This is a genomic window from Pseudomonas sp. PS01299 (genome assembly GCF_029960145.1).
GTDB classification, from domain to species: Bacteria; Pseudomonadota; Gammaproteobacteria; order Pseudomonadales; family Pseudomonadaceae; genus Aquipseudomonas; species Aquipseudomonas putida_A.
This window is the reverse complement of record NZ_JASCPO010000056.1, coordinates 1-23,074: the sequence shown is the minus strand read 5'-3', so window position 1 is coordinate 23,074 and position 23,074 is coordinate 1. Positions and strand designations below refer to the sequence as shown.

At 58.9% G+C, this 23,074-nt stretch carries 25 protein-coding genes and 1 tRNA gene; 8 read left to right on the top strand and 18 right to left on the bottom strand.

What is annotated here, in order from left to right; genetic code table 11:
- Positions 1 to 138 precede the first annotated feature (138 nt).
- Both QMX91_RS12680 and QMX91_RS12675 read left to right on the top strand, forming a co-directional pair.
- Positions 139 to 438 (top strand): hypothetical protein, encoded by a 300-nt coding sequence (locus QMX91_RS12680; protein WP_003226370.1) that lies wholly within the window; start codon positions 139 to 141, stop codon positions 436 to 438.
- Positions 439 to 730: 292 nt separating this feature from the next.
- A complete protein-coding gene (locus QMX91_RS12675; protein WP_003179963.1) occupies positions 731 to 943 on the top strand; it encodes a cold-shock protein in 213 nt (70 codons plus the stop codon).
- A gap of 72 nt (positions 944 to 1,015) precedes the next feature.
- Here QMX91_RS12675 and QMX91_RS12670 read toward each other — a convergent pair whose 3' ends face one another.
- Complete coding sequence (locus QMX91_RS12670) at positions 1,016 to 1,333, bottom strand: I78 family peptidase inhibitor (protein WP_007961248.1); 318 nt, start codon at positions 1,331 to 1,333, stop codon at positions 1,016 to 1,018.
- A gap of 168 nt (positions 1,334 to 1,501) precedes the next feature.
- Positions 1,502 to 1,807 (bottom strand): hypothetical protein, encoded by a 306-nt coding sequence (locus QMX91_RS12665; RefSeq protein WP_098964626.1) that lies wholly within the window; start codon positions 1,805 to 1,807, stop codon positions 1,502 to 1,504.
- A 132-nt stretch (positions 1,808 to 1,939) separates the two neighbouring features.
- On the opposite strand from QMX91_RS12665, the gene QMX91_RS12660 reads away from it, so the two are divergent.
- The gene (locus tag QMX91_RS12660; RefSeq protein ID WP_225135642.1) at positions 1,940 to 2,152 is read left to right on the top strand and encodes a hypothetical protein; all 213 of its coding nucleotides are present in this window, start codon (positions 1,940 to 1,942) and stop codon (positions 2,150 to 2,152) included.
- Between the two features lie 33 nt (positions 2,153 to 2,185).
- Here QMX91_RS12660 and QMX91_RS12655 read toward each other — a convergent pair whose 3' ends face one another.
- The 8 genes from QMX91_RS12655 to QMX91_RS12620 form a co-directional block, all read right to left on the bottom strand.
- A complete protein-coding gene (locus tag QMX91_RS12655) occupies positions 2,186 to 3,214 on the bottom strand; it encodes a nucleoside hydrolase (protein ID WP_098964628.1) in 1,029 nt (342 codons plus the stop codon).
- 45 nt (positions 3,215 to 3,259) lie between these two features.
- Positions 3,260 to 3,664 (bottom strand): D-ribose pyranase, encoded by a 405-nt coding sequence (rbsD, locus tag QMX91_RS12650; protein ID WP_098964629.1) that lies wholly within the window; start codon positions 3,662 to 3,664, stop codon positions 3,260 to 3,262.
- Positions 3,661 to 4,578 carry a ribokinase gene (gene rbsK, locus QMX91_RS12645; protein ID WP_282412795.1) on the bottom strand — a complete coding sequence of 306 codons (918 nt, stop codon included), beginning with the start codon at positions 4,576 to 4,578 and terminating at the stop codon, positions 3,661 to 3,663. Before rbsK ends, rbsD begins: the two co-directional genes overlap by 4 nt.
- A 24-nt stretch (positions 4,579 to 4,602) precedes the next feature.
- Positions 4,603 to 5,622 (bottom strand): LacI family DNA-binding transcriptional regulator, encoded by a 1,020-nt coding sequence (locus tag QMX91_RS12640; protein WP_027611551.1) that lies wholly within the window; start codon positions 5,620 to 5,622, stop codon positions 4,603 to 4,605.
- Positions 5,623 to 5,625: 3 nt separating this feature from the next.
- Positions 5,626 to 6,603, bottom strand: coding sequence for an ABC transporter permease (locus QMX91_RS12635; RefSeq protein ID WP_007961238.1), 978 nt, complete (start codon positions 6,601 to 6,603; stop codon positions 5,626 to 5,628).
- On the bottom strand, positions 6,600 to 8,153 hold the full coding sequence (locus QMX91_RS12630; protein ID WP_282412794.1) for a sugar ABC transporter ATP-binding protein: 1,554 nt from the start codon (positions 8,151 to 8,153) through the stop codon (positions 6,600 to 6,602). Before QMX91_RS12630 ends, QMX91_RS12635 begins: the two co-directional genes overlap by 4 nt.
- 57 nt (positions 8,154 to 8,210) lie before the next feature.
- The gene (locus QMX91_RS12625; protein ID WP_098964634.1) at positions 8,211 to 9,167 is read right to left on the bottom strand and encodes a sugar ABC transporter substrate-binding protein; all 957 of its coding nucleotides are present in this window, start codon (positions 9,165 to 9,167) and stop codon (positions 8,211 to 8,213) included.
- Between the two features lie 202 nt (positions 9,168 to 9,369).
- Positions 9,370 to 9,825, bottom strand: coding sequence for a hypothetical protein (locus QMX91_RS12620; protein ID WP_027611549.1), 456 nt, complete (start codon positions 9,823 to 9,825; stop codon positions 9,370 to 9,372).
- Between the two features lie 348 nt (positions 9,826 to 10,173).
- Between QMX91_RS12620 and QMX91_RS12615 the strand changes: the two genes are divergently transcribed.
- The 3 genes from QMX91_RS12615 to QMX91_RS12605 all read left to right on the top strand — a co-directional run bounded on the left by QMX91_RS12615 (position 10,174) and on the right by QMX91_RS12605 (position 12,424).
- The gene (locus QMX91_RS12615; protein ID WP_027611548.1) at positions 10,174 to 11,262 is read left to right on the top strand and encodes an asparaginase; all 1,089 of its coding nucleotides are present in this window, start codon (positions 10,174 to 10,176) and stop codon (positions 11,260 to 11,262) included.
- A gap of 177 nt (positions 11,263 to 11,439) precedes the next feature.
- Complete coding sequence (locus QMX91_RS12610) at positions 11,440 to 11,730, top strand: DUF1654 domain-containing protein (RefSeq protein WP_282412793.1); 291 nt, start codon at positions 11,440 to 11,442, stop codon at positions 11,728 to 11,730.
- Between the two features lie 4 nt (positions 11,731 to 11,734).
- A complete protein-coding gene (locus QMX91_RS12605) occupies positions 11,735 to 12,424 on the top strand; it encodes an endonuclease I family protein (protein WP_003226397.1) in 690 nt (229 codons plus the stop codon).
- 55 nt (positions 12,425 to 12,479) lie between these two features.
- Here the strand turns inward: QMX91_RS12605 and QMX91_RS12600 are convergent, their stop codons facing one another.
- Positions 12,480 to 13,391: a siderophore-interacting protein gene (locus tag QMX91_RS12600; RefSeq protein WP_098964638.1), complete on the bottom strand. Its 912-nt coding sequence runs from the start codon at positions 13,389 to 13,391 to the stop codon at positions 12,480 to 12,482.
- An 86-nt stretch (positions 13,392 to 13,477) separates the two neighbouring features.
- Positions 13,478 to 13,846 (bottom strand): sporulation protein, encoded by a 369-nt coding sequence (locus QMX91_RS12595; protein WP_047293271.1) that lies wholly within the window; start codon positions 13,844 to 13,846, stop codon positions 13,478 to 13,480.
- A 250-nt stretch (positions 13,847 to 14,096) separates the two neighbouring features.
- On the opposite strand from QMX91_RS12595, the gene csrA reads away from it, so the two are divergent.
- On the top strand, positions 14,097 to 14,291 hold the full coding sequence (gene csrA, locus QMX91_RS12590) for a carbon storage regulator CsrA (protein WP_003179932.1): 195 nt from the start codon (positions 14,097 to 14,099) through the stop codon (positions 14,289 to 14,291).
- A 224-nt stretch (positions 14,292 to 14,515) separates the two neighbouring features.
- Here csrA and QMX91_RS12585 read toward each other — a convergent pair whose 3' ends face one another.
- Together QMX91_RS12585 and QMX91_RS12580 are read right to left on the bottom strand one after the other, a co-directional pair.
- On the bottom strand, positions 14,516 to 14,971 hold the full coding sequence (locus tag QMX91_RS12585; protein ID WP_098964639.1) for a DUF2214 family protein: 456 nt from the start codon (positions 14,969 to 14,971) through the stop codon (positions 14,516 to 14,518).
- A 523-nt stretch (positions 14,972 to 15,494) separates the two neighbouring features.
- A tRNA-Val gene (locus QMX91_RS12580) sits at positions 15,495 to 15,571 on the bottom strand.
- 183 nt (positions 15,572 to 15,754) lie between these two features.
- On the opposite strand from QMX91_RS12580, the gene QMX91_RS12575 reads away from it, so the two are divergent.
- On the top strand, positions 15,755 to 17,038 hold the full coding sequence (locus tag QMX91_RS12575; protein WP_134786865.1) for an FAD-binding oxidoreductase: 1,284 nt from the start codon (positions 15,755 to 15,757) through the stop codon (positions 17,036 to 17,038).
- 148 nt (positions 17,039 to 17,186) lie between these two features.
- Here the strand turns inward: QMX91_RS12575 and QMX91_RS12570 are convergent, their stop codons facing one another.
- The 4 genes from QMX91_RS12570 to QMX91_RS12555 are packed head-to-tail and all read right to left on the bottom strand — an operon-like array spanning position 17,187 to position 22,761.
- On the bottom strand, positions 17,187 to 18,158 hold the full coding sequence (locus QMX91_RS12570; protein WP_134786866.1) for an XdhC family protein: 972 nt from the start codon (positions 18,156 to 18,158) through the stop codon (positions 17,187 to 17,189).
- A gap of 1 nt (position 18,159) precedes the next feature.
- Positions 18,160 to 19,395, bottom strand: coding sequence for a cytochrome c (locus QMX91_RS12565; RefSeq protein WP_282412792.1), 1,236 nt, complete (start codon positions 19,393 to 19,395; stop codon positions 18,160 to 18,162).
- Between the two features lie 2 nt (positions 19,396 to 19,397).
- Complete coding sequence (locus tag QMX91_RS12560; protein ID WP_003226408.1) at positions 19,398 to 19,937, bottom strand: (2Fe-2S)-binding protein; 540 nt, start codon at positions 19,935 to 19,937, stop codon at positions 19,398 to 19,400.
- Positions 19,930 to 22,761, bottom strand: a complete 2,832-nt coding sequence (locus QMX91_RS12555) for a xanthine dehydrogenase family protein molybdopterin-binding subunit (RefSeq protein WP_282412791.1) — start codon at positions 22,759 to 22,761, stop codon at positions 19,930 to 19,932. Before QMX91_RS12555 ends, QMX91_RS12560 begins: the two co-directional genes overlap by 8 nt.
- Positions 22,762 to 23,074: the final 313 nt, after the last annotated feature.

The following is a 23,074-nucleotide window of genomic DNA, read 5'->3' as shown; positions in this document are numbered from 1 at the left end:
GATGAGCGGTCATCGACGTCATCGAATTGAGGTCTTGCTGATTTGCGCATTTTTGCGGCGCGAAGTGAACTTGGGATATACGCTTTGCCTCAAATAAGCTGAGAATCGTCGCCGATATCAACCCAAGGAGTTTCCGACATGCGCCTTATCCGACTTTTTGCTTTCGCGGCCCCGCTGGCCCTGCTGCTGCCGCTGAGCGCCAACGCGGCCTGGCCTGCCGGCGTCAAAGCCCAATACATGAACGACTGCACCGCCGCAGCCAGCAAGAGCGTCAATCCGGCCGAAGCCAATAAACATTGCGCTTGCGGTGCCGACGTTCTGGAAAAGAAATTCACCACGCAAGAGATCGCGCAACTGATGGACAAGAACACCCCGCCAAGTGGTGAATTGGGTCAGCGAGCCTTGAAAGAAATCTCGGTTTGCCGCGTGCAGAAATAAGCGCTGACGAATGTTTTTTCGGGCGTCCAGCAGGCTGAAAACCGCCAAAAAGACCCCGAAATCGATAATTTACGCAGGTTTTATAGCTTTTTTTACACCCTCTTCACTCGGCTGAAAGCCACTGAAACCGGGGCTTGCAGACATTTGAGAGGTTGAAATCAATGCAATATGAAAGCAAACAGCACGTCCGGGGGGCTACCAAAGCGAACATTTCGACTATGATACTCCGGTGTGCCCAGTTGGCCTGAGCAGCACAGTACTACTGAAAATATATGTTTCTTGGAGATACACCATGTCTAATCGCCAAACCGGCACCGTTAAATGGTTCAACGATGAAAAAGGCTTCGGCTTCATCACTCCTCAAGGTGGCGGTGACGACCTGTTCGTACACTTCAAAGCTATCGAATCCGACGGTTTCAAAAGCCTGAAAGAAGGCCAGACCGTCTCTTTCGTGGCTGAGAAAGGCCAAAAGGGTATGCAAGCTGCACAAGTTCGCCCAGAGTAATTTCCTGGCGCACTAAAAAAACCCCGTCCATGTGACGGGGTTTTTTATGCCTGCAACAAAAGCGGTCTGCGATCAGCCGCAGTTGACGCGAGTGACCACCAGGTTGTTGTCGGTGTTCAGATTCAGGCGATCGGAACGGTACTCCAGAGTGATCATGTCGGTTGGCTTGAGGAAGCGGGCGTTTTGCGCGCCAGCCTTGGCACGAGCCTGATCGAGCAGTTCCGGCGAAGCCTTTTTACCGATGGCAAACTCCGCTGCCTTTGCTTCACAGCGGCTATGACCGGCATCGGTCGCCACAGGATCCTTTGCCGACTCGCTGGAGGTTGTGCTGCAACCGGCCAACATGGCAACGGCCATAAGTGCACCCAGAGACGCGAACTTCAAAGGCATGAAGCCTCCTTTTTTCAAATGGTTAAGCTGAGATCGTGCGACCGCCAATTCGGCGTTTGGTTTCACAGCCGGTGCCATCCCCCTTCCCCACGACCCGGAAAAACGCTGAGTCTGCCTGAAGTGCGCGCATCGCATCCTCACGCAATCGTCACCGAATATTAATGAAGCTCAATAGACGTCGATGTAATCGTGCGGCGGATTCGGCCAGTTGTCTTTCAGCGCATTGAAAATCTGCATCACCCAGACTTCATCACTGGCCGCGACCTTGCCGACATACCCCGACCCCTTGGCCCAGGTCTCCAGGCGAAACAGCAGGCCATCAATATCCTGCCCGCCGGTCACACCGGAAGAAATATAGGCAATTCCACTCTTGGTCACGCGCAGCTGCGTGTGCACATCATCGCTGGCCGACGCCAGCAACTGGCGCACAGCGTCGAGTGTCAGGCCGTCGGGGGTGTTCAAATCGATCTGCACAGCACATTCCTTGGATCAGCCGGAAAAGACCAAGTGTCGCATAGCGCCGCGCTCATGCCTAAGTCGCAGTGCCAAACGCCCGACAAAGTGGTTAACTCGCTTTCAGACATTCCCGACTTTTCGAGCGCACTCATGAACACCGTAAGCATCTCCGCCGACATCAAGGTTCATTGGCCGAAGGGGCACAGCTCGTACAGCCCGGGCAGTGCGGAGGAGCTGGCGTTGATCAGCATCGATCTGCTGGTCAAGACGATGGGAACCCAGGGCGCACAAACGTTTATCGACCAGGTGTTCGAGCGGTACCAGCATGACGGCGAGAACACGCAGGACACCGAGAGAAAATAAAAACCCGCAGGCTGGCACCTGCGGGTCACAGCCTTACTTCAAGCGCTTCAGACGCTCGGTCAGCAGATCGAAGAAGCCTTGAGCATCCCCATTTTCCACCCAGAAGGCGTTCTTCGGCGCCTTCAGACCGTCATACCAGTCAACGATGGTCTGGCCAAAAGTCGGACCTTCGCGACTATCCACCACAACGTTCACCGAACGACCGGTGAACAGCTCAGGCTTGAGCAGGTAAGCGATAACGGTAGCGTCGTGCACCGGGCCGCCCGGGATGCCGTAGTGCTCCATGTCACCCTTGATGTACTCGTTGAGGATGTCGCCAACAATCTTGCTTGCGTTGTTGTTCAGTGCAGCGATCTGTTTCAGGCGTGCGTCGCTGGTGAGGATCTTGTGGGTCACGTCCAGCGGCAGGTAGGTCAGTTTCACGCCGCTCTTGAGTACCACTTCCGCCGCTTGCGGGTCGGCGAACAGGTTGAATTCGGCCACCGGGGTGATGTTGCCGCCATTGAAGTGCGCACCGCCCATGATCACCACTTCCTTGATGCCATTGACGATCTCCGGCTCCTGGATCAGCGCCAGCGCCAGATTGGTTTGCGGGCCAAGCATGGCGATGGTGATGCTGTGCGGCTTGGCTTTTTTCAGGGTGTCGATGAGGTAGTTGACCGCATTGCCTTCGGCCAGGCCTTTTTTCGGCTCATGCACGGTGACACCCGACAGGCCTTCCTTGCCATGGATGTTCTCGGCGTAGATCGGCGTACGCATCAGCGGTTTCGGCGCACCGGCATACACCGGAACGTCTTCGCGCCCTGCCCATTCGCGAGCCAGGCGCGCGTTGCGCGATGTCTTGTCGAGGCGCACGTTGCCAGCCACGGTGGTCAGTGCACGAATGCTCAGTTCGTCCGGCGAAGCCAGGGCGAACAGCAAGGCGACTACGTCGTCGGCGCCAGGGTCGGTGTCGATGATCAGGTCGATCTTTTCAGCAGCCTGAGCGCCGGTGGCGGTAATAAAAGACAAAAGCAGCAGACTCCGAAGCAATTGGTGGAGTTTTTGAGCATAGCGGTGCATGGCGCATTCCTTGTGCTGATGAAAATGAAAGGGTCGGAAACCCGATTAGAACGTTACCCCGGCCACCAGCACGATGTTGCAGTACGGCTGACATTCGCCTGTACGAACAATCGCCCGCGCCTGTCGGCTGAGAACCTTGAATTGCTCATGCGTCAGCAGCTCGCGCCGACCGAGGGCACCCTCTTCCTGCAACTCGTCCAGCGCGACCAGGGCGGTCGGCTGCTTGTCGAGGATTTCGTTGGCCAGCACATGGCTTTCCACCTGCATCTCGCTGAGCACGACTTTCAGGGTACTGACAAAATCCGGAACGCCGTGGGTCAGCGCCAGATCAATCAATTCAACACCCGGTGGCACCGGCAGTCCGGCGTCACCGATGACCACCATGTCACCATGGCCCAGGGAGGCGATCAGCCGCGACAACGCGACGTTGAGCAGAGGAGTCTTTTTCATGCGGGTTTGAACGCCTGTACGTCGGACATGGTTGGAATGGAAGGTTGTGCGCCGGCCCTGGTCACAGACAGCGCTGCCGCGACTTGCCCGTACCGGATCGCCTCGGCCTCGGATTTGCCACTGGCGAGCGCCGCAGCAAAACCGCCGACGAAGGTATCGCCCGCGGCGGTGGTATCGACCGCCTGCACCTTTGGCGCCGGGAAGTGCTCGAAACCTTTGCCATTGGCAAACAGTGAACCTTGCGCACCGAGGGTAATGATGACCTTGCCCGCGCCCATTGCGATCAACTGGTTGGCAGCGCTTTCTGCGCTTTGCAGCGAATCGACCGGCAACCCGCTCAACGCGGATGCTTCACTTTCGTTGGGGATCAGGTAGTCGATGGCGGCAAACCAGTCTGCCGGCAACGGACGACTGGCCGGCGCCGGATTGAGGATCACCGTCTTGCCCAACGCACGTGCACGCTTGAGCGCATGCCCTACCGTTGCATCCGGGATCTCGAGCTGGCAGATAATCACGTCGGCCGCTTGCAGCACCGCATCAAAACGGTCGATCACTGCCGGGGTCATTGCACCGTTGGCGCCAGCAACGATCACGATGGCGTTCTGACTGTTGTCATCGACCACGATCAGCGCCACGCCACTGGAATCTTCAACCGTGCTCACCGCCTGACAATCGATCTGTTCAGCCAGCAATGCGTCACGCAATTGCACGCCGTAGTCATCGTTGCCAACACAGCCGACCATCGCCACCTGCGCACCCAGGCGCACAGCAGCGACTGCCTGATTGGCGCCCTTGCCACCGGACACCGTGGCAAAGGAATGACCGATCAGCGTTTCACCGCCCTTGGGCAGCCGTGGTGCCCGGGTGACCAGATCCATGTTCAGGCTGCCTATAACCACTACATTTGCTGGCATACATCACTACTCGTCAATTCGGTTTCAGCGGTACTCGGTGAATACGCCGGACAGCGGCGCAGTCGATTCGCGCAAGACAATACTCGGGGTCACGATCCGTTGATCGGTGACCAGACTCGGGGTAGCAATCCTTCGCAGCAACACTTCCGCAGCCATCTCGCCCAACTGCAGGATCGACTGGCCAACGGTGGTCAGCGCCGGGTACACGTAGCGACTCATCTGGATATCGTCGAAGCCGATCACCGACAGCTCGCTTGGCACGCGGACATTGCGCTCGGCCGCCGCGCGCAGCACACCGATCCCGATCATGTCGTTACCGGCGAAGATCGCACTCGGCGGATTGCTTTCAAGCAGGATCGCCGCCGCGTTGTAACCACCGGTGCTGGTGAAATCGCTTTCCAGCATGCGCTCGGCCCGCACCTTGATGCCCGCCTCCTGCAGCGCCCGACAAAAACCGGCCTGACGCATTTGCGCCACGCTGGTGCTCGACGGACCACCGATGGTGGCGATGTCACGATGGCCCAGCTCCAGCAGATGCCGCGTCGCCAGATAAGCGCCATACTCATGGTCGATGCGCACCAGGTCGGCGTCGACGCCATCCAGCCCGCGGTCGACGATGACCATTGGCGTCTTCACCCCGGCCAGTCCTTGCGCGAGCCCGATGTCACCACCGGCGGAGGCGACGATCAGGCCGTCGATGCGTTTTTCCAGCAGCACGCGCAAGTAGCTGCGCTGTTTTTCCGGGTTGTCGTCAGAATTGCAGAGGATCACGCAGTAGCCATTACGCTCGCAGTAATCCTCGATGCCCCGTGCCAACTCGGCAAAATACGGGTTGAGGCTGTTCGGCACCAATAAGCCAATGGTCGCAGTGGTCTTGGCTTTCAGCGAACGCGCCACCGCACTCGGCACATAGTCGAGGCTTTTGATGGCCGCCTCGACCTTCAACCGAACTTCCTGGCTGACCGGGCGCGTCTTGTTCACCACGTGAGAAACCGTGGTGTAGGAAATCCCCGCGAGCGCCGCCACATCCTTGATCGTTGCCATCTGTTAGCCCCGTCGACTGGCGCGCTGGCTGCGATAGGTATCGAGCACTACCGCGATGACAATCACCGCGCCGGTGATGATGCGTTTGGTTGGCTCGGTCGCGCCGATCTGCGCCAGACCGGCGGCCAGTACCGAAATGATCAACACACCGAAAAAGGTGCTGATCACCGAACCACGGCCACCCATCAGACTGGTGCCACCGATCACCACGGCGGCGATCACTTGCAATTCGAGACCGGAGCCGGCATTCGGGTCTGCCGCTTCCAGACGGGAAATCTGGAACAGCGCGGCGATCCCCGCGAGCAGGCCCATCAGGCTGAACACCAGAATCTTGTAAGGTTTTGGATTGATCCCGGCCAGCCGCACCGCTTCTTCGTTGGTGCCGATACCAATCAGGTAACGACCAAACACGGTGCGGGTCAGCACCGCTTGCGCGATGAAGATCACCAGCAAGGCAATGATGAACGACGGCGAAATGCCGAACGCGATCGGGTTCGACAGCCAGGCAAACGAATCACCGATGTAGGCGGTGCGCGAACCGGTCATCTGATACGCCAGGCCACGGGCCATTTCCAGCACACCGAGCGAAACGATGAACGACGGAATGCGCCACGCCACGGTGATCGAACCGGTCACCGTACCCGCCAGTGCCGCCACCGCCATACCGAGCAACGCGGCCGGCAATACGCTCCAGCCCCAACCGAGAATCGCCACGCTGACTGTCGAGGCGGCAAGCGCCAGCACCGAACCGACCGACAGGTCAATGCCGCCGATGATCAGTACAAAGGTCATGCCCACCGCCAGCACCATCAGATCGGGAATCTGGTTGGCCAGCGTGCTGAAAGTGTCATAGGACAGAAAGTGGCTGCTCATCATCGAGAACAGCGCCACCATCGCCAACAAGGCCCCGGCCAGGCCCAGATAGGTGCCCAGACCGTAGAAATTGCCACTACGTTTGCCGGCGGAAGATGCAGTTTTCATGGGAGATCCCTAGGCGCCGCTTCATTGAGCAACGCATCACGTTTTTGGTAGCCGGCGAACGCGGCGGCAAGCAAATCATCCTGGGTCCAGCTGTCGCGCTCGAAGGTATCGATCAAACGCCCTGCCGACAGCACACCGATCCGGTCGCAGATCAGCATCAGCTCGCGCAGGTCACTGGACACCACCACCAGCGCCTTGCCCTGACGCGTCAACTCGCCCAGCAAGGCGTAGATATCGAACTTGGCACCGACATCGATGCCGCGGGTCGGCTCGTCGAACAACAGCACCGAGCAATCGCGCTCCAGCCAGCGGCCGATCACCACTTTTTGCTGATTGCCGCCGGACAGTTCCGACACCAATTGTGTCGGGCTCGAACTGCGGATGCGCATGGCGTCGATCTGACGCTGCGCCAGGGAAATTTCGTCGCTGGCATTGACGATTCCTGCCCTGGAAATCTCCGGCATGTTGCCCAGCGCGATGTTGGCGCTGATCGATTGACTGAGCAGCAGGCCTTCACCCTTTCGGTCTTCGGTGATCAAGGCAATGCCATGGTTCACCGCATCAACCGGCGAACGCACACTGACCACCTGCGCCGGCGAACCCAGAGCAATCGTGCCGCTGTCGGCCAGATCAGCGCCGAAGATCAGTCGCAGCAATTCGGTGCGCCCTGCCCCGATCAGCCCGGAAATCCCGAAGATCTCGCCGGCGCGCACTTCGAAAGAAACATCGCGCACCTTGTCGGAACGGGTCAGGCCCTGGACCGTCAGTGCCGGGGCGCCGATCTTGCGCGGGCCCATGTCGATGTGTTCGCCCAGCTCACGACCGACCATCAAGGTGACCAGTTGCTCACTGTTGTAGTTGGCCATCGGCTCGACGCAGACCAGATTGCCATCACGCAGCACAGCAATGCGCTGCGCGACGCGCGCCAGCTCTTCGAGGCGATGCGAGATATAGATGATCGAGACGCCACGTGCCTGCAAGCGAGTGATCTGCTCGAAGAGCATTTCCACTTCACGCGCAGTGAGCATCGCGGTCGGCTCATCGAGGATCAGCACGTGGCAATCGCCGATCAGGTTGCGTGCGATTTCGACCATCTGTTGATGGCCAATGCCCAGTTCGCCGACCAGGGTGTCCGGGTCAATGGCATCGAGGCCAACCTGCGCCATGGCCTCGATCGCGGCTTTGCGCAATTGCTTGCGACTGATCCAGCCGCCATTGCTGGGCAGATTGTCGAGAAACAGGTTTTCCGCCACCGACAGCGTCGGCAGCAGATTGAGTTCTTGCATGACCATGCGCACGCCAAGCTCTTCAGCCTGGGTGCGACTGCCCGGACGGTAGTCCTTGCCCTGGAATTGCATCTGACCGGTGGTGGGCGTAACCAGCCCCCCGATGATCTTCGACAGCGTGCTTTTACCGGCGCCATTCTCGCCGGTCAGCGCCAGCACTTCACCGCGCATCAGCGTCAAGTCGATACCCGTGAGCACCGGTTGCGCATAGGTCTTACCGATACCGCTGACCGAGAGGACAGCGTTCGGGGCGGAAACTGACATAAAAAACTCTCCATGCGCTCGTCCGGACGGACGAGCGCCGTTGTGTCGCCGGAAGACTTACTTAGTGACCAGCTCGACTGGCGTTTCGATCACGCCATTGACGCCGCTCTCGACTTTTTCGCCCTTGAGGATTTTCAGCGCAGTCTCGATACCGAACACGGCCTGCTTGGCAGCGAACTGATCGGCCGTCGCCAGTACGCGACCATCCTTGAGCATCGGCTTGATCGCATTGATGTTGTCGTAACCGACCACTTGTACCTTGCCCGCCTTGCCGGCAGCACGCACAGCGGAAACAGCGCCAACGGCCATGCTGTCGTTACCCGCCAGCAGCGCTTTCACATCCGGGTATTCGCTGAGAATCGAAGCAGCAACCTTGTTGCCCTTGTCGATCTCCCAGTCACCGGATTGCAAGGAGACAACCTTGATCTGCGCCGCCTCCATCGCATCCTTGAAGCCTGCGGTGCGTTGCTGGGCGTTGGTGGTGGTGGACACGCCTTCGATGATGCCGACCTCGTCACCGGCCTTCAGTTGCTTGGCCAGGTATTCGCCGACCAGACGCGCACCTTTGCGGTTGTCCGGGCCTACGAATGGCACGCTGATGTTTTTGCTTTTGACGATCTGCGGATCGAGCTGGTTGTCGATGTTGATCACAGTGATGCCGGCATCGACGGCTTTCTTGATCACCGGCACCATGGCTTTGGAATCGGACGGTGCGATGACCAGCGCGTTGACCTTGGCCAGAATCATCTGCTCGACGATGCGGGTCTGGCCGGCGGTATCGGTCTCGTCCTTGATGCCGTTGGAGATCAGGTCGAAGTCGGCGGAGTGTTCTTTCTGGTAGGCCTTGGCGCCATCTTCCATGGTCAGGAAGAATTCGTTGGCCAGGGATTTCATGACCAGTGCGACTTTAGGTTTTTCCGGGGACTCGGCGAAAGCCGAAGAGACAGGTAGTGCGGCGGCTGCGGCAGCCAGCATAGCGACAGCAAGAAGACGTCCAGCGAATGGCAGCTTCATGGGTTCACTCCGATCTTATGATTATTGTGAGCAACGCTCGCACTGGCGTAAGCTTCAGCGCTCTCTTCCGGATAACAGTGCACCGGGGAAGCCGCGCAAACGTTTGCGTAGACCGAACTATGCGAATCCCGCCGACATTTGTCAACAATCAGAAATCGTTGTGGTATTGCGGGGCGCAATCGTCTGATTCGCCCCTACCCGCTCAGGCCGTGGTGCTGACCAGGTTGCCGCTGGTGGAATCCTTGGACATTTCCTTGACCAGCGCCGCTGCGACTTCCATCAGCGCGCCGCTGGTTTGCGCGATCTGCCCCTGAACGGACATGACCGCCTGTGACTTGGCCTCGGGCGTCGGATAGCTCGCCGCCTGAGCCGCCGCCAGTTGCTGTTGCTGCTCCTGCAGTTGCTTCTGCAATTCCTGCATGCGCTTGAGCAACATTTTTACGGTCACGCTCAGACTGTCGCCGCTGTCAGCGCTATCCGCCTTGCTGGCTTCTTGCGCGGGACCACCGGTGCGAACTTGATTGCTCGGTTCTTTTTCAACGCCAAGCGCCTCGTCGGCCGCATCTGCTTCCGCCTGGTTCATTGCATTGATTGTCGCTGCGGTTTTACCGCCAATGGTGACTGAACCGGGATTTGAAAAACCGATCGTCAGTGACATGTGAACTCCCTAAATAAACGTTTCCTTCCACAGCCATCGGCCTGCTGACGGGTTTCTTTAGCAGAAAACCTGAACCGGCAAGCCGTTGCGGTCGCCAGGAGGCGTAGTCCCTTTCGGTGAACCGAACACGAAAGCTTCCTTTGTTCGGAAACCCGGATAAGCCATTCACTCAAGAATCCGCCAAATTACAAAATATTGATATAAATCATCAGGTTAAACATTTCTCTAAAGCAAAGTAGCACTGGTACAGATCCTGCTCCCTAGCCTGCACCCCGGGCATTCAGATCGGCTCGGGGCGCATCTAGATGAACCTGCATCAGCACCGTCTCACTACTAGAGAGAAAAATAATGAAATCTGCTTTCAACACCTTGGTTCCGGGCGCTTTGGCCCTACTCCTGCTCCTGCCCACTGCCCTTCAGGCAAAAGAAGTCGAAACCCAGACCAAACTCGCCAACGTCGTGGTGCTTGCCACGGGCGGCACCATTGCCGGTGCCGGCGCCAGCGCAGCCAACAGCGCCACCTATCAAGCGGCCAAGGTCGGCATTGAACAATTGATCGCCGGCATCCCCGAACTGAGCAAACTGGCGAACGTGCGTGGCGAACAAGTCATGCAGATCGCTTCGGAAAGCATCACCAACGACAACCTGCTGCAACTGGGTCGCCGCGTATCCGAGCTGGCCGACAGCAAAGACGTCGATGGCATCGTCATCACCCACGGCACCGACACCCTGGAAGAAACCGCGTACTTCCTGAATCTGGTGGAAAAAACCGACAAGCCGATCATCGTGGTCGGCTCGATGCGTCCGGGCACCGCCATGTCGGCGGACGGCATGCTCAACCTGTACAACGCCGTCGCCGTCGCCAGCAGCAAAGAAGCGCACGGCAAAGGCGTGCTGGTAACCATGAACGACGAGATCCAGTCCGGTCGCGACGTCAGCAAAATGATCAACATCAAGACCGAGGCGTTCAAAAGCCCTTGGGGTCCGCTGGGCATGGTGGTTGAAGGCAAATCCTACTGGTTCCGCTTGCCGGCCAAGCGTCACACCATGGATTCGGAATTCGACATCAAGAACATCAAGAGCCTGCCTGACGTAGAAATCGCCTACTCCTACGGCAACGTCGACGACACCGCCTATAAGGCTCTGGCCCAGGCCGGCGCCAAAGCGATCATCCATGCCGGTACCGGTAATGGTTCGGTGTCCTCCCGCGTTGTGCCATCCCTGCAAGCCCTGCGTAAAGACGGCGTGCAGATCATCCGTTCTTCCCACGTCAACGCCGGTGGTTTCGTTCTGCGTAACGCCGAACAACCTGACGACAAGTACGACTGGGTGGTCGCTCACGACCTGAACCCGCAAAAGGCCCGCATTCTGGCCATGGTCGCCCTGACCAAAACCAACGACAGCAAAGAGCTGCAACGGATGTTCTGGGAATATTGATTGCCCCTCGCCTGACCCATTCGAGTCGGGCAACCTGCTCACCACTCGCCCGCGCGGCGGGTGGTGCTGCCACTTACGCTGAGCGCGACTTTTTCATACAAAATAATCGACCCGACCTACACCAAAATCGGAAAAGCGCTGTCAGAGGATTTTCTTGAATTTTAAGCAGTTGCGAAAATGCTTACAGTTAAATACTGTATGCACGTACAGCTTAATAAGGATAACCTCGTGGCCACCTCTCCTGATGCTCCTGACGCTTACGAACGCATGGGCATGCGCGTTCAGAAAATCATCAATTCCCCTACCGCACAAAAAGCCAAAGCCACACTGATCTTCCGCCTGCCGGACGAGCCTGTGGATGCATGGGAGCAACTGCTCGAGGAAATCGACGAGAACGACAACGTCACACTCGCCTATCGCGACGATGGCGGCGTGCAGATTTTTTGGGTTGTGCCGAAGGAAGATTGATTCAATGAGTGTCCGCTGTTTTGCTTTGCTGCTGCTGTTCATCGCTTTTGGCGCCCAGGCTGGCGCGCCCCGCACTTTTACCGAGGCCAAAAAGGCCGCCTGGAAACTGTATGCACCGCAGTCCACCGAGTTTTACTGCGGGTGCAAGTACACCGGCAACAAGGTGGACTTGAAGGCTTGCGGCTACGTACCACGTAAAAATGCCAAGCGTGCTTCACGCATCGAATGGGAACACATCGTCCCGGCGTGGGAGTTCGGTCACCAGCGTCAATGCTGGCAGTCGGGCGGGCGCAAGAACTGCACCCGCTATGACCCAAGCTACCAGAAAGCCGAAGCCGACCTGCACAACCTGGTGCCGAGCATTGGTGAGGTCAACGGTGACCGCAGCAACTTCAGTTATGGCTGGCTGCCGGTGCAATCCGGGCAGTACGGCTCGTGCCTGACCCAGGTCGACTTCAAGGCCAAGAAGGTCATGCCGCGCCCGTCGATTCGCGGCATGATCGCGCGCACCTATTTCTACATGAGCAAGCAGTACGGCTTGCGCCTGTCGAAACAGGATCGGCAACTGTACGAAGCGTGGGACAAAACTTATCCAGTGCAGGACTGGGAACGTCAACGCAATCAGAGCGTGGCGTGCGTGATGGGACGCGGCAATGAATTTGTCGGCCCGGTAAACCTGAAAGCCTGCGGCTGATTCTTCAGCGCAAAAGAAAAGGCCTCGAACGTGATGTTCGAGGCCTTTTTTGTTTTTAGCTGCCAGCCTTGTTGTAGCGCCAGTAGCCCATCAGATTGAGTGACTCGCGCGAGATACCGCACTCCTTGATCAAGTATTTGCGCAGACGCATGACCGCTGCGCTTTCTCCGGCAATCCAGCCATAAAAACCTTCAGGGGCCGTGTTGGCGATCTCCCAGAGAATGTCTTTGTCGATATCGACTTCGGCGAGTTCGGCAGCTTGCCCGACCGATGAATCCTCTGCCGGCAGGAACGCCTGCTGCACTGCCTCTACCATCAGCGCCCCAGCCACTACTTCTGGCGTCTGATCGCGAACCAGCCACTGCACCGACAGCCCAGGCCAATCCGGCACCGGGAGCATGTCTGGTGCGCTGTCCACTTCAAAGTAAGCCTGAGTCTGAGGCGGTTCAGCCATGGCAGCCAACTCGTCAAGAATGCCCATGGCGGCCGGCAATGCCGTGGCATCCGCCACCAGCAAAACCTCCTTGAGCAGCTGCGGCGGTTTCCATTCAAACCCGCCGGCGTCCTGCGCGGAAAAACCGCTGTCAGGAGCGAGAATCTGCATAGACGCTCCTGGCTGCGCACGCAGCGCCCAGCGCGACGCGGGCCCGGTTTCGCCATGCAGAACAAAATCGATATCGACCTCGCCTTGCTCGGCGCGCAAATGACGAATGGTGTAGGTGCGCATTGCTGGCCGCCGGCTCGCCAGCATCGAACGAAAACGCGCGTACCAGCCCTCCTCCTGCGCAAGACTTGCAGGCGATCCATCTTCAGCAGGGAAGAACAATTTGACCCGCTGATCCGGCGCCCAAGTGGCCATGCCACCTATCGAAGGGTCGGCGAGCGTGATCCGCATCATGTGCGGACTCACCAGCGTCTTGCGGTGCAAAACCGCATTGAAGAGTTTGTAGGGAGCGGTGGAGGCCATGCGGAGCTCCTTCGGGAAATCGTGATTGACTCGTATAAGACGAATCGCCCGCGATGTCCTTTAGGCCGCTCCGCTGAAAGTGCTGCTTACGGCGCGAGCGGATGCTCGACGATCACCGACTCGACGTTCTGCTTCTTGGCCTTCACCAATGCCGCATCCACCTCTACCTTGCGCGCTTGCGCGTCGGCCTGGGAGTTGAACGGACCAATCAGGATCCGCGTCTTGCCGCTGCTGTCCTTGATCACGGTCGGCACGAACGCATGCTCGATCAACCAGCCACTCAGGTCACTGACAGCCTGAGGCGTTTCGCCGCGTACTTCGAGGTCCCATTGCGGGGCGGACGCCGCCGCAGGTGCGGCCGCGACTGCCGTTTTCGGCTTCTGCACGTCTACACTCTTGCCTTCACCACATCCCGCCAATGCCAGTGCCGCGACCATCCAGACCAGTTTGCGCACAACGCTTTCCTCGAAAATCACAAAGCGCCGATCTTAACATTCATAAATACTTCGCGAGGCCCGCAAAATGGGCACAAAACAACGAGATTGATGATTGCAGCCTCTGTATAGTTACGCCCTGGGAATTAATGCCGCATCTGCGCGTCAGAAAGAGGCACCCAAACCGTGAGACTTCGCACTAATCTATACGTACCACCGACCTCTGCACTGTCTGAATCAGGTGCCCTACAAAGCAATCAAGGAGAAGACCATGCTGATACTCACCCGCAAAGTCGGTGAAAGCATAAATATTGGTGATGACATTACGATCACCATCCTCGGCGTAAGCGGTCAGCAAGTCCGTATCGGCATCAACGCCCCGAAAAACGTTGCCGTGCACCGTGAAGAGATCTATCAGCGCATTCAGGCTGGCCTGACCGCCCCGGACAAGCCACAAACGCCCTGAGCCACCCCGCAGTCAGTAGCCAGTCCATTTGCCTTCGCGTAAGACTGGCTAAAGATTCACGCGCCGTATTGCCATCCGCTCCCCAGTCCACTGGGCACGGCGCCTGACACATCCCTTCTCCGCTTCATTCGCTCCCCTCCCTTTCTCCAGCAGCGCGATACTACCTGCGACTGCCAAGCCTGGCTGTCAGACATTTCCGAGAGGACACAGGGAATTGCTCCCTGCTAGCCGAACGTCACGCCGCGCGCCATGCCGGTAGCTGCAATCATCATCAGTACCAACAGCAGCGCCTCGACATGGCTGATCCGCGCGAACAGCTTTGCACGTCCGGTATCGAGCGCCTTGCCCCGCGCCAATGCGATCCGCCATTTGACCAGCGTGATCATCGGCGCCAGCTCTGTCAGCAGAATCAGCACGAACAACGTCATCTTCAAATGAAACAGCGGCTGGTGCAGATAGTAGTCAGTGCCCTTTTCAAAGCCACCGAAGGCGCGCATGCCACCGGTCACCAGTAGCACCAGCGCAGCAATCCCCCACAGATTATCAGCGAGCAAAACCCGCTTGGCCTCACCGACGCCAGCGGCCAGACGACTGAACGCCGTGCCACGGGTCAACACGGCCCAGAAGCCCAGTGCAAAAGCCAAGAGATGAATTGCGGCGAGAAGCCAGTGAACCAGCATCGACGAACTCCTTTGAGAAAGCCCTGGAAAACGCCAGTCAGTAGTAGTCGAAAAAAGCCGGTTGCGCCCGCACACAGCAATGGGGCTGGAAAGCTTCGCGCAGGAAACAGAGAGACAGAAACGGATTCGCCAAATCGCAGGCAAAAAAAATCCCAAGCAGCTGATGGAAGCTTGGGATTTAAAAATGCATAAACCGTGGTGGTGAACGCGGGGCAGATGTTACTGAACTTCACGACCAGCAACAACATTTTTTTGATAACCGGTCGGTTAAAAATACCGGTAACCCCTTCAATATCCACACTTTTTAGACGGATCCAAAAAAAGAACAGAACGCCATATCAGCAGGTCGTGTTATTTCGAAACACGCTAAGCGCTTGGGTAACGGAAGAGATGCAGTGTCGAGAGGTGCGCTGAGGTGGGGGTTTTGAAAAAGCTTTGCAAAAGTTTTGCAAATCGCAGACAACAAAAAAGGGCCCACCTTTCGGTGAGCCCTTCTAGACCGCCCAGCAGAGCGGATTTTGTTTGGTAGGCGCGATTGGACTCGAACCAACGACCCCCACCATGTCAAGGTGGTGCTCTAACCAACTGAGCTACGTGCCTGCTGTGAGGCGGCATTCTACGGAATTCCGGAGGGGTGTCAACACCTTTTTTTCACCTAACCCTATGAATATGCAAAATATTTAATTTCGGGCCAGTAGAGAAGATTTTTCCGGTGGCTGGCGGAGGTTTTTCAACTCGGGTAGGATCGACGCACTCGTAAAATATATTAAACAGAGGCGCAGGATGGCGAACACCCCTTACCCAGAGTCTTATTACGCTGCGTCGGCCAATGCCGTACCGCCACGTCCGGCCTTGCAGGATGATGTGGAGACGGATGTCTGTGTGATCGGCGCCGGGTATACCGGGCTGTCCTCGGCGTTGTTTCTGTTGGAGAACGGTTTTCGCGTGACGGTGCTGGAAGCAGCCAAGGTCGGCTTCGGTGCATCGGGGCGTAATGGCGGGCAGATCGTCAACAGCTATAGCCGTGACATCGACGTCATCGAGCGCACCGTTGGCCCGAAGCAGGCGCAACTGCTCGGGCAGATGGCCTTCGAAGGCGGACGGATCATTCGGGAGCGCGTGGCCAAGTACAACATCCAGTGCGACCTGAAGGACGGCGGCGTGTTCGCCGCCCTCTCCGCCAAGCAGATGGGTCACCTGGAGTCGCAGAAGCGCCTGTGGGAGCGCTTTGGCCACACGCAACTGGAACTGCTCGATCAGCGCCGCATTCGCGAAGTGGTGGCGTGCGATCAATACGTCGGCGGCATGCTCGACATGAGCGGGGGCCATATTCATCCGCTGAACCTGGCGCTCGGTGAAGCTGCCGCGGTCGAGTCCCTCGGCGGCACCATCTATGAGCAATCGCCAGCCGTGCGCATCGAGCGTGGTGCCAACCCGGTAGTGCACACGCCGCAAGGCAAGGTCAGGGCCAAGTTCATCATCGTTGCCGGCAACGCCTATCTCGGCAATCTGGTACCGGAACTGGCGGCGAAATCGATGCCGTGCGGCACCCAGGTAATCACCACCGAACCGCTGGGCGATGAGCTGGCGAAATCTCTTCTGCCACAGGATTACTGCGTCGAAGACTGCAACTATCTGCTCGACTACTACCGACTGACCGGCGACAAGCGTCTGATCTTCGGCGGCGGCGTGGTTTACGGTGCGCGGGATCCGGCGAACATCGAAGCGATCATCCGCCCGAAAATGCTCAAGGCGTTCCCGCAACTGAAGGACGTGAAGATCGACTACGCGTGGACGGGCAATTTCCTGCTGACCCTGTCGCGCCTGCCGCAGGTTGGGCGCCTGGGCGACAACATCTACTATTCGCAAGGCTGCAGCGGCCACGGCGTGACTTACACGCATCTAGCCGGCAAGGTACTGGCCGAGGCGTTGCGCGGTCAGGCCGAGCGTTTTGATGCGTTTGCCGATCTGCCGCATTACCCGTTCCCCGGCGGGCAGTTGCTGCGCACGCCGTTTGCGGCATTGGGTGCGTGGTATTACGGGTTGCGTGACAAGCTGGGCTTCTGATCAGTTTTCTTGACTGGCAAACAACTGTGGCGAGGGAGCTTGCTCCCACCGGGTCGCGAAGCAGCCCCTCTTTTATCCAAAAAAGAAGGCCTGCTGCGCAGTCCAGCGGGAGCAAGCTCCCTCGCCACAAATATTTGCAGAATTCAGATCAGAGCTGGTCTCGGGCAATTCCGCTACGAATCCGCAAGATATCCGCCAGCACCGCCAAAGCGATCTCCGCCGGTGTTTTGCTGCCCAGGTTCAGGCCGATCGGCGCATGAATCCGCGCCAGCTCGACCTCCCCCAGCCCACCAATCCTGCGCAGGCGCTCGAAGCGTTTCTGCGAAGTCTGCTGCGAGCCCATGACGCCAATGTAAAACGCCTCGGTGCGCACCGCCTCCATCATCGCCAGATCGTCGATGCGCGGATCATGGGTCAGCGCCACTACCGCGGTATCGCGATGACAGCCGCCATCGGCGATGAACACCGAAGGCAGTTGCCGACGAATCTCCACGCCATTCAGCACCACGCCTTCGAGCACTTCATCACGTGGATCGCAGAGAATCACTTCGAAACCCAGACCCACCGCGAACTCGGCACAGGCCTGCGCCACGCTGGAGTAACCCGCCAGCAGCAAGCGCTGGGCGGCACCGACGCGAATCCGCACCCGATCAATCTCGCGCTCGATGCGCGCACCCTGCTCGCGATCAGTGAACAGACTGCGCGCACCGCTGGCCAGATCGACCTCGCGAATCAAACGGCGCTGGCCGAGCAATGCCGATTCGAGTTCACGCAGATGCGCCTGCACCTCGCAGTCGGCGTCAAATTTCTCTACCAGTACGTCGAGAATGCCGCCACAGGGCAGGCTGACCCGCGAGCGCGGATCATCACCTTCGCCGTAACGCACCACGTTGACCGCATCGAGAAACGCACCTTCAGCGACGCGCTCGAGAAAGTCTTCCTCAACACAGCCACCGGACAGCGAGCCGATCCACTGGCCTCTATCGTTCACCGCCAGCAGCGAACCCGGTGCACGCGGCGCCGAGCCGTAAGTGGTCAGCACGGTGCAGAGCCAAATGCGCTGCCCCGCTACCGACCACTCCAGTGCCCGCCGCACAACCTGTAGATCGAGATGCTGCATGTCAGTGCGCCTTGTGCTCGACGGCCGGAGCGTCAGCCTGCAGTTTCTGCACGTCGCTCACCGCCAGTTCAGCCGATTGACCGCCCCAGCCTTGACGCAGGTAGTTCAGCAGATCAGTCAGTTGCTCAGGTTTGAGCTTGTCGGCGAAACCCGGCATCGGTTGCATGTGTTCGAACCCGGCGAATTTCTGCTCACCGATACCGTCCTCGATCACCCGCACCAGGTTGCGCGGATCTTCCAGGCGCAGCGTGGTATTGCCGCGCATGGCCACGGCGATGTGCGGTTTGCCTTCACCACCGGCGGCATGACAACCGGCGCAGACGTTCAAATATTCCTGACGGCCGCGTTGCGCACTCGGGCTGAGTTTGTCCAGCGACACTTCAGTCAGCTCTTTCGCCGCTGGCGGCTTGTCGCCAAGCAGGAACGTCGCCATCGCCGCCAGATCCTGATCGTTCAGACCCTGAGTGCTGTTGTGGAACACCGGGAACATCTCGTTGAACATCGTGCCCTGGGCGCTCATGCCGTGCTTGAGGAACGTGCTCAGATCCTGCTGATTCCAGCCGCGCGCCGCCAGATCGGTGGCGAGCAGGCTCGGTGCCAGATACCCGTTGAGGATGCCGCCAGTCAGGCGCTTGTCCAGTTGCATCGCGCCCGGCAGGCCGCGTGGCGTGTGGCATTCGCCGCAGTGACCGAGCACTTCGACCATGTACTGGCCGCGCTTCCAGGCTGCGCTTTTGCCTTCGGCAGATTCCAGCTTCAAGGCCTTGCCGTACAGCATGTTCCAGCCGATCAGGCCCGGACGCACGTTGAACGGAAAGCTCAGACTCGTGACCGGCGCGGCGCGCTCGATCGGCTCGATGGTTTTCAGATACGCGTGAATCGCATCCGAGTCTTCCCGCGGAACCAGGTGATACGAGGTGTACGGCATCGCCGGATACAGATTCGCCCTGTCGCGACGCTTGCCTTCGGTCAGCGCAGCGAAGAATTCGTCATCGCTGTACAAGCCGATGCCGTGCGCTTTGCTCGGGGTGATGTTGGTGCCGTAGATCGTGCCGAATGGCGAGACGATCGGCAGCCCGCCGGCAAACGGCGCGCCGCCAGGCGCGGTGTGGCACGCCATGCAGTCGGCGGCGCGAGCAAGATATTCGCCGCGCTTGACCTGATCATCAGCGTGAGCAAACAACACCGGCGCAGCCAGCCCGACCGCCAGGGTCAGGCGGGTCAATAGATGCTTCATGCTCAACCCTCCTTGACCAGGCCGAGATCGGTCAGCACGTTGCGCGTGGCGTTGTAGTAACGCACGTACCCGGTGCAACGGCAGATGTGGTGGCCGAGGCTGTCCTCGATGACTTTTTCCAGTTGGCTTTTGACGATCGGCTGGCGCTGCAGCTTCTCCACCAGCACCGTCGCGGCGTTGACGAAGCCCGGCGCGCAGTAGCTGCACTGGAAGGCGAATTCGTCGACGAAACGCTGCTGGATCGGGTTCAGCTCAGTGACCTGGCCACTCTCATCACGCTTGGCGTGACTTTCGATGGTGCGGACTTTCTTGCCTTCGAAGTAATGCGCGCCAGTGATGCAGGTGCGCACTTCTTCGCTGGTGCCGTCCGGGTTGTCGACGATCACCACGCAGGCGTGGCAGATGCCCTGGCCGCAGCCCAGGCGCGAACCGGTGAGGTTCTTGTATTCGTGCAGATAGTCGATCATCGGCAGGTCATCAGGGATGTCCACCGGGCCGACGGATTGACCATTGAGGGTCAGTTGAAGCGGACGGTTAGCCATTGAGGGCCTCCTTGATGCGCGCAGCAGTGATTGGCAGATCGCGAACACGTTTACCGATGGCATGCGCCACGGCGTTACCGATGGCACCGACCACCGGGATCATCACCACTTCGGCGATGCCTTTGGACGGATCGCTAGGCGACAGCGGCGGCAGAATCTCCGCAGTCTGCTTCCACACCGCCACGTGACGGGCCATCGGCAGGCGATAACGGTTGAAGTTCCAGTCACCCTCCCCCGGCCCGCCTTCGTACAGCGGCATCTCTTCCATCAGCGCGTGACCGATGCCCATGGCAATCCCGCCTTCGAGCTGGCCCTTGACCAGTTCTTCGACCAGCACCCGACCGCACTCGACCCACGAATGGTGGTTGAGCACCTCGACTTCCGCCGAGCCTTTGTTGACCTTGAGCTCTACCAGCGTCGCCACCGGGCTGTAGTAAGTAACCGCCGCGTTGTTCAACTGGACCACCGGGTAGTTGATGTTCTGGCGATCCAGCAGGTGGAAACCCGCCGTGCTCATCAGCGCTATCTTCGCTTTCGGCGCGCCATCGCCGTACTTCACTGCCAGACCGTCGAGCGGCAGACGCTCGCGCACGCCGTCGATGCTGTATTCGGCCTCGGCCCAGCTCCAGCGGTTGAACGCGTGAACGGTGGCGCCGGTGACCAGACCACGTTCGTGAGCGCGCTTGGCCAGCTCTTCGAAGCTCAATGGCTGCATGCCATTGGCAGTGAGCTTGCCATCGACCCAATGCGCATCTTCACGACGCACCACGTAAGGGTTGGCTTGACCGCCGTAAGGGCCCTGACGCCAGATTTCCATGGCCGCCGGCCACAAACCGTTGTTGAACAGCACGCGCGCCGCTTCACGGGTGGCGTGACTGAAGTAGTAGGCCGAGTTGGTCGCGGACGACGCCGAGGCCAGCTTGCCGACCCAACGCGGGTTGCGCAGCAGGTTGTCCTGTTCGGCCTGGCTCATGATGTAAGGGTTGCCGCTGGTGATCAGCTGCATTTCCTTCCATTCGGTTTCGCCGGTCTTCACGTCGTGCGCCGGGCTGCCAAGGAAATCGGCCACCACCAGCGCCTGCGAAGTGGACATGCCAGTGCCGATTTCAATACCGATGTGACGCAGAGTGATGCGACCTTCAGCAGTGAATTCGATGCTGGCCATCGGCGCTTCGGAGCCAGTGCCGAAGTCTTTCTGGCAAATGGCAAAACCCACGCCGTACCAGTTGTCCGGGTCGGCAGCTTCGCGCTGTTTCTTGATCGCGTCGCGGTTTTTCCAGACTTCGTGCACCGAGGCCTTGTCGAGAATCTCGTGCAGGCGCAGAGCACCCGCCGGGATCGCGCCCTGGGTGTTTTTCATGCCCGAACGCAAGGCGTTCTTGCGACGCAGATCAATCGCGTCAACGCCGAGGCGGTTGGCGATTTCGTCGACCATCATTTCGGTCGAGGCCATGCTTTGCAGGGTGCCGTAACCGCGCATCGAACCCGCTTCAACACCACGCGAGTGATAAGCGGTGACCTGCAGATCGTTCTGCGGCATGTAATAGATCGACTGCGCTGCCGTGGCACCGACTGCCGCTACCGACGGGCTGTAGTTGATACGGCCACCACCGTCGACGCTCATCTCGGCACGGAAAATCTTGAAGCTGTAGTCGTTCTTGTCCACTGCGAGCTGATAGCGGATGTCGAACGGGTGACGCTTGATGCCGCTCTGGAACTGCTCATAGCGGTCGTTGGCCAGACGGATCGGTACACCGGCGCCGTACAGCGCAGCGAGGGCCGCGTAGTAGACGAAGATGTTGTGGTCTTTGGAACCGTAGCCCACGGTGTAACCCGGGTGCATGTTCAGGTTTGCCAGGCCGAAGCGCGATGGCGCGATCATTTTCGCGGTCTCGGTCGCCGCTTCCAGCGGGCACTGAGTGGCGACCACGAAGTGCAGGGTCTTGGTTTTCGGGTCGTACCAGCCGTTGCCGTTGTCCGGCTCCATGGCGGCCGGTTCGATCGACGGGGTTTTGTAGCGCTCGTCGAACACCAGCCAGTTGTCCGGCGGCGTATCGATCTCTTTTTTCATGCGGTCGGCGTAGAACAGGCCGCGCTCGGTCAGGTTGCCGTGCAGGTTCGGCTGGGAATTCCACACCGGACGCCGGTTTTTCAGCATCGGGAACAGAATCGAGTCTTTCAGGCTGGCGAATTCGTCTTCGTCGGCCGAGGTCGCGCCGCCCACGCGCACGTAGCGGAAGCTGCCATAAGGGTCGCCTTCGTAGTACGGCACTTGTGCACCGTAACGAATCGCCTTGTCATTGAATTTGAGTTTGTTCTTGGCCTGACGGAAACGCTCGAAATCGTTCCAGATCAGGATCGCCACCGGGTGGCCGATGAACATCGGCACTTTGCCTTCCGGCAGCAAAGGGTCTGGCGCGTGTTCTTCAGGGAACACGATGCCGTCCTTGTCCAGATCGGCCGCTGTGACAATGCGGTCAGGTTGCAGGTCGGCACCCAGCCACGACAGGTCGTAGCCTTCGTAGATTCGGTCGGCCTTGATGGTTTTCAGCAACATGGCGTGGCCTTGCTGTTCAGGCCAGCCCGGCATGTCCTTGGAGCGAATGTCGCGGGCAAATACTTTGTTGCCGCAGACCTTGGACAGGGCGTCGTTACGTTGGCGTGCCTTGCCGTTGTTGCCGAGCCACTTCTCGGACGGCACGGTGACGCTGTTTTCCATCAAGGCAGCCAGCGCCTGACTGCTGAGCGGAGTGAGCGTGACGCTCACACCCGCCACCAGCCCGCCCTGGAGGAACGAGCGCCGGGATATATCACGGTTGGACATGGATCATCCTCTGGGCGGTTATGTGTCCGCCCTTCTGGTTATCTACTGGGAATCTCGAGTCTTGCAGAAGCCCTTCTTGGCTAAACAAAGGGCGTGTTGACAGTGCAAAGCTGACCGAAAGGTTAACTTTAAAGGTTTCTGAGCGTCCGGCAAACAACCAGTTACAAAAATTTGACTAAAGAATCAAAAAATCAATGCGACGCGGCACCGCAGCAGATCGCCGGGCACACCGACACCCCCCCTGTGGGAGCGGGCTTGCTCGCGAAGGCGTGGTGTCAGGCAGACCATTTTCAACTGATACACCGCTTTCGCG

Bases quoted from the DNA above. Each gene is read 5' to 3' on its own strand.
- QMX91_RS12680 (WP_003226370.1), top strand. From the start codon at position 139: ATGCGCCTTATCCGACTTTTTGCTTTCGCGGCCCCGCTGGCCCTGCTG.
- QMX91_RS12675 (WP_003179963.1), top strand. From the start codon at position 731: ATGTCTAATCGCCAAACCGGCACCGTTAAATGGTTCAACGATGAAAAA.
- QMX91_RS12670 (WP_007961248.1), bottom strand. From the start codon at position 1,333: ATGCCTTTGAAGTTCGCGTCTCTGGGTGCACTTATGGCCGTTGCCATG.
- QMX91_RS12660 (WP_225135642.1), top strand. From the start codon at position 1,940: ATGAACACCGTAAGCATCTCCGCCGACATCAAGGTTCATTGGCCGAAG.
- QMX91_RS12655 (WP_098964628.1), bottom strand. From the start codon at position 3,214: ATGCACCGCTATGCTCAAAAACTCCACCAATTGCTTCGGAGTCTGCTG.
- rbsD (WP_098964629.1), bottom strand. From the start codon at position 3,664: ATGAAAAAGACTCCTCTGCTCAACGTCGCGTTGTCGCGGCTGATCGCC.
- rbsK (WP_282412795.1), bottom strand. From the start codon at position 4,578: ATGCCAGCAAATGTAGTGGTTATAGGCAGCCTGAACATGGATCTGGTC.
- QMX91_RS12640 (WP_027611551.1), bottom strand. From the start codon at position 5,622: ATGGCAACGATCAAGGATGTGGCGGCGCTCGCGGGGATTTCCTACACC.
- QMX91_RS12635 (WP_007961238.1), bottom strand. From the start codon at position 6,603: ATGAAAACTGCATCTTCCGCCGGCAAACGTAGTGGCAATTTCTACGGT.
- QMX91_RS12630 (WP_282412794.1), bottom strand. From the start codon at position 8,153: ATGTCAGTTTCCGCCCCGAACGCTGTCCTCTCGGTCAGCGGTATCGGT.
- QMX91_RS12625 (WP_098964634.1), bottom strand. From the start codon at position 9,167: ATGAAGCTGCCATTCGCTGGACGTCTTCTTGCTGTCGCTATGCTGGCT.
- QMX91_RS12620 (WP_027611549.1), bottom strand. From the start codon at position 9,825: ATGTCACTGACGATCGGTTTTTCAAATCCCGGTTCAGTCACCATTGGC.
- QMX91_RS12615 (WP_027611548.1), top strand. From the start codon at position 10,174: ATGAAATCTGCTTTCAACACCTTGGTTCCGGGCGCTTTGGCCCTACTC.
- QMX91_RS12610 (WP_282412793.1), top strand. From the start codon at position 11,440: ATGCTTACAGTTAAATACTGTATGCACGTACAGCTTAATAAGGATAAC.
- QMX91_RS12605 (WP_003226397.1), top strand. From the start codon at position 11,735: ATGAGTGTCCGCTGTTTTGCTTTGCTGCTGCTGTTCATCGCTTTTGGC.
- QMX91_RS12600 (WP_098964638.1), bottom strand. From the start codon at position 13,391: ATGGCCTCCACCGCTCCCTACAAACTCTTCAATGCGGTTTTGCACCGC.
- csrA (WP_003179932.1), top strand. From the start codon at position 14,097: ATGCTGATACTCACCCGCAAAGTCGGTGAAAGCATAAATATTGGTGAT.
- QMX91_RS12585 (WP_098964639.1), bottom strand. From the start codon at position 14,971: ATGCTGGTTCACTGGCTTCTCGCCGCAATTCATCTCTTGGCTTTTGCA.
- QMX91_RS12575 (WP_134786865.1), top strand. From the start codon at position 15,755: ATGGCGAACACCCCTTACCCAGAGTCTTATTACGCTGCGTCGGCCAAT.
- QMX91_RS12570 (WP_134786866.1), bottom strand. From the start codon at position 18,158: ATGCAGCATCTCGATCTACAGGTTGTGCGGCGGGCACTGGAGTGGTCG.
- QMX91_RS12565 (WP_282412792.1), bottom strand. From the start codon at position 19,395: ATGAAGCATCTATTGACCCGCCTGACCCTGGCGGTCGGGCTGGCTGCG.
- QMX91_RS12560 (WP_003226408.1), bottom strand. From the start codon at position 19,937: ATGGCTAACCGTCCGCTTCAACTGACCCTCAATGGTCAATCCGTCGGC.
- QMX91_RS12555 (WP_282412791.1), bottom strand. From the start codon at position 22,761: ATGTCCAACCGTGATATATCCCGGCGCTCGTTCCTCCAGGGCGGGCTG.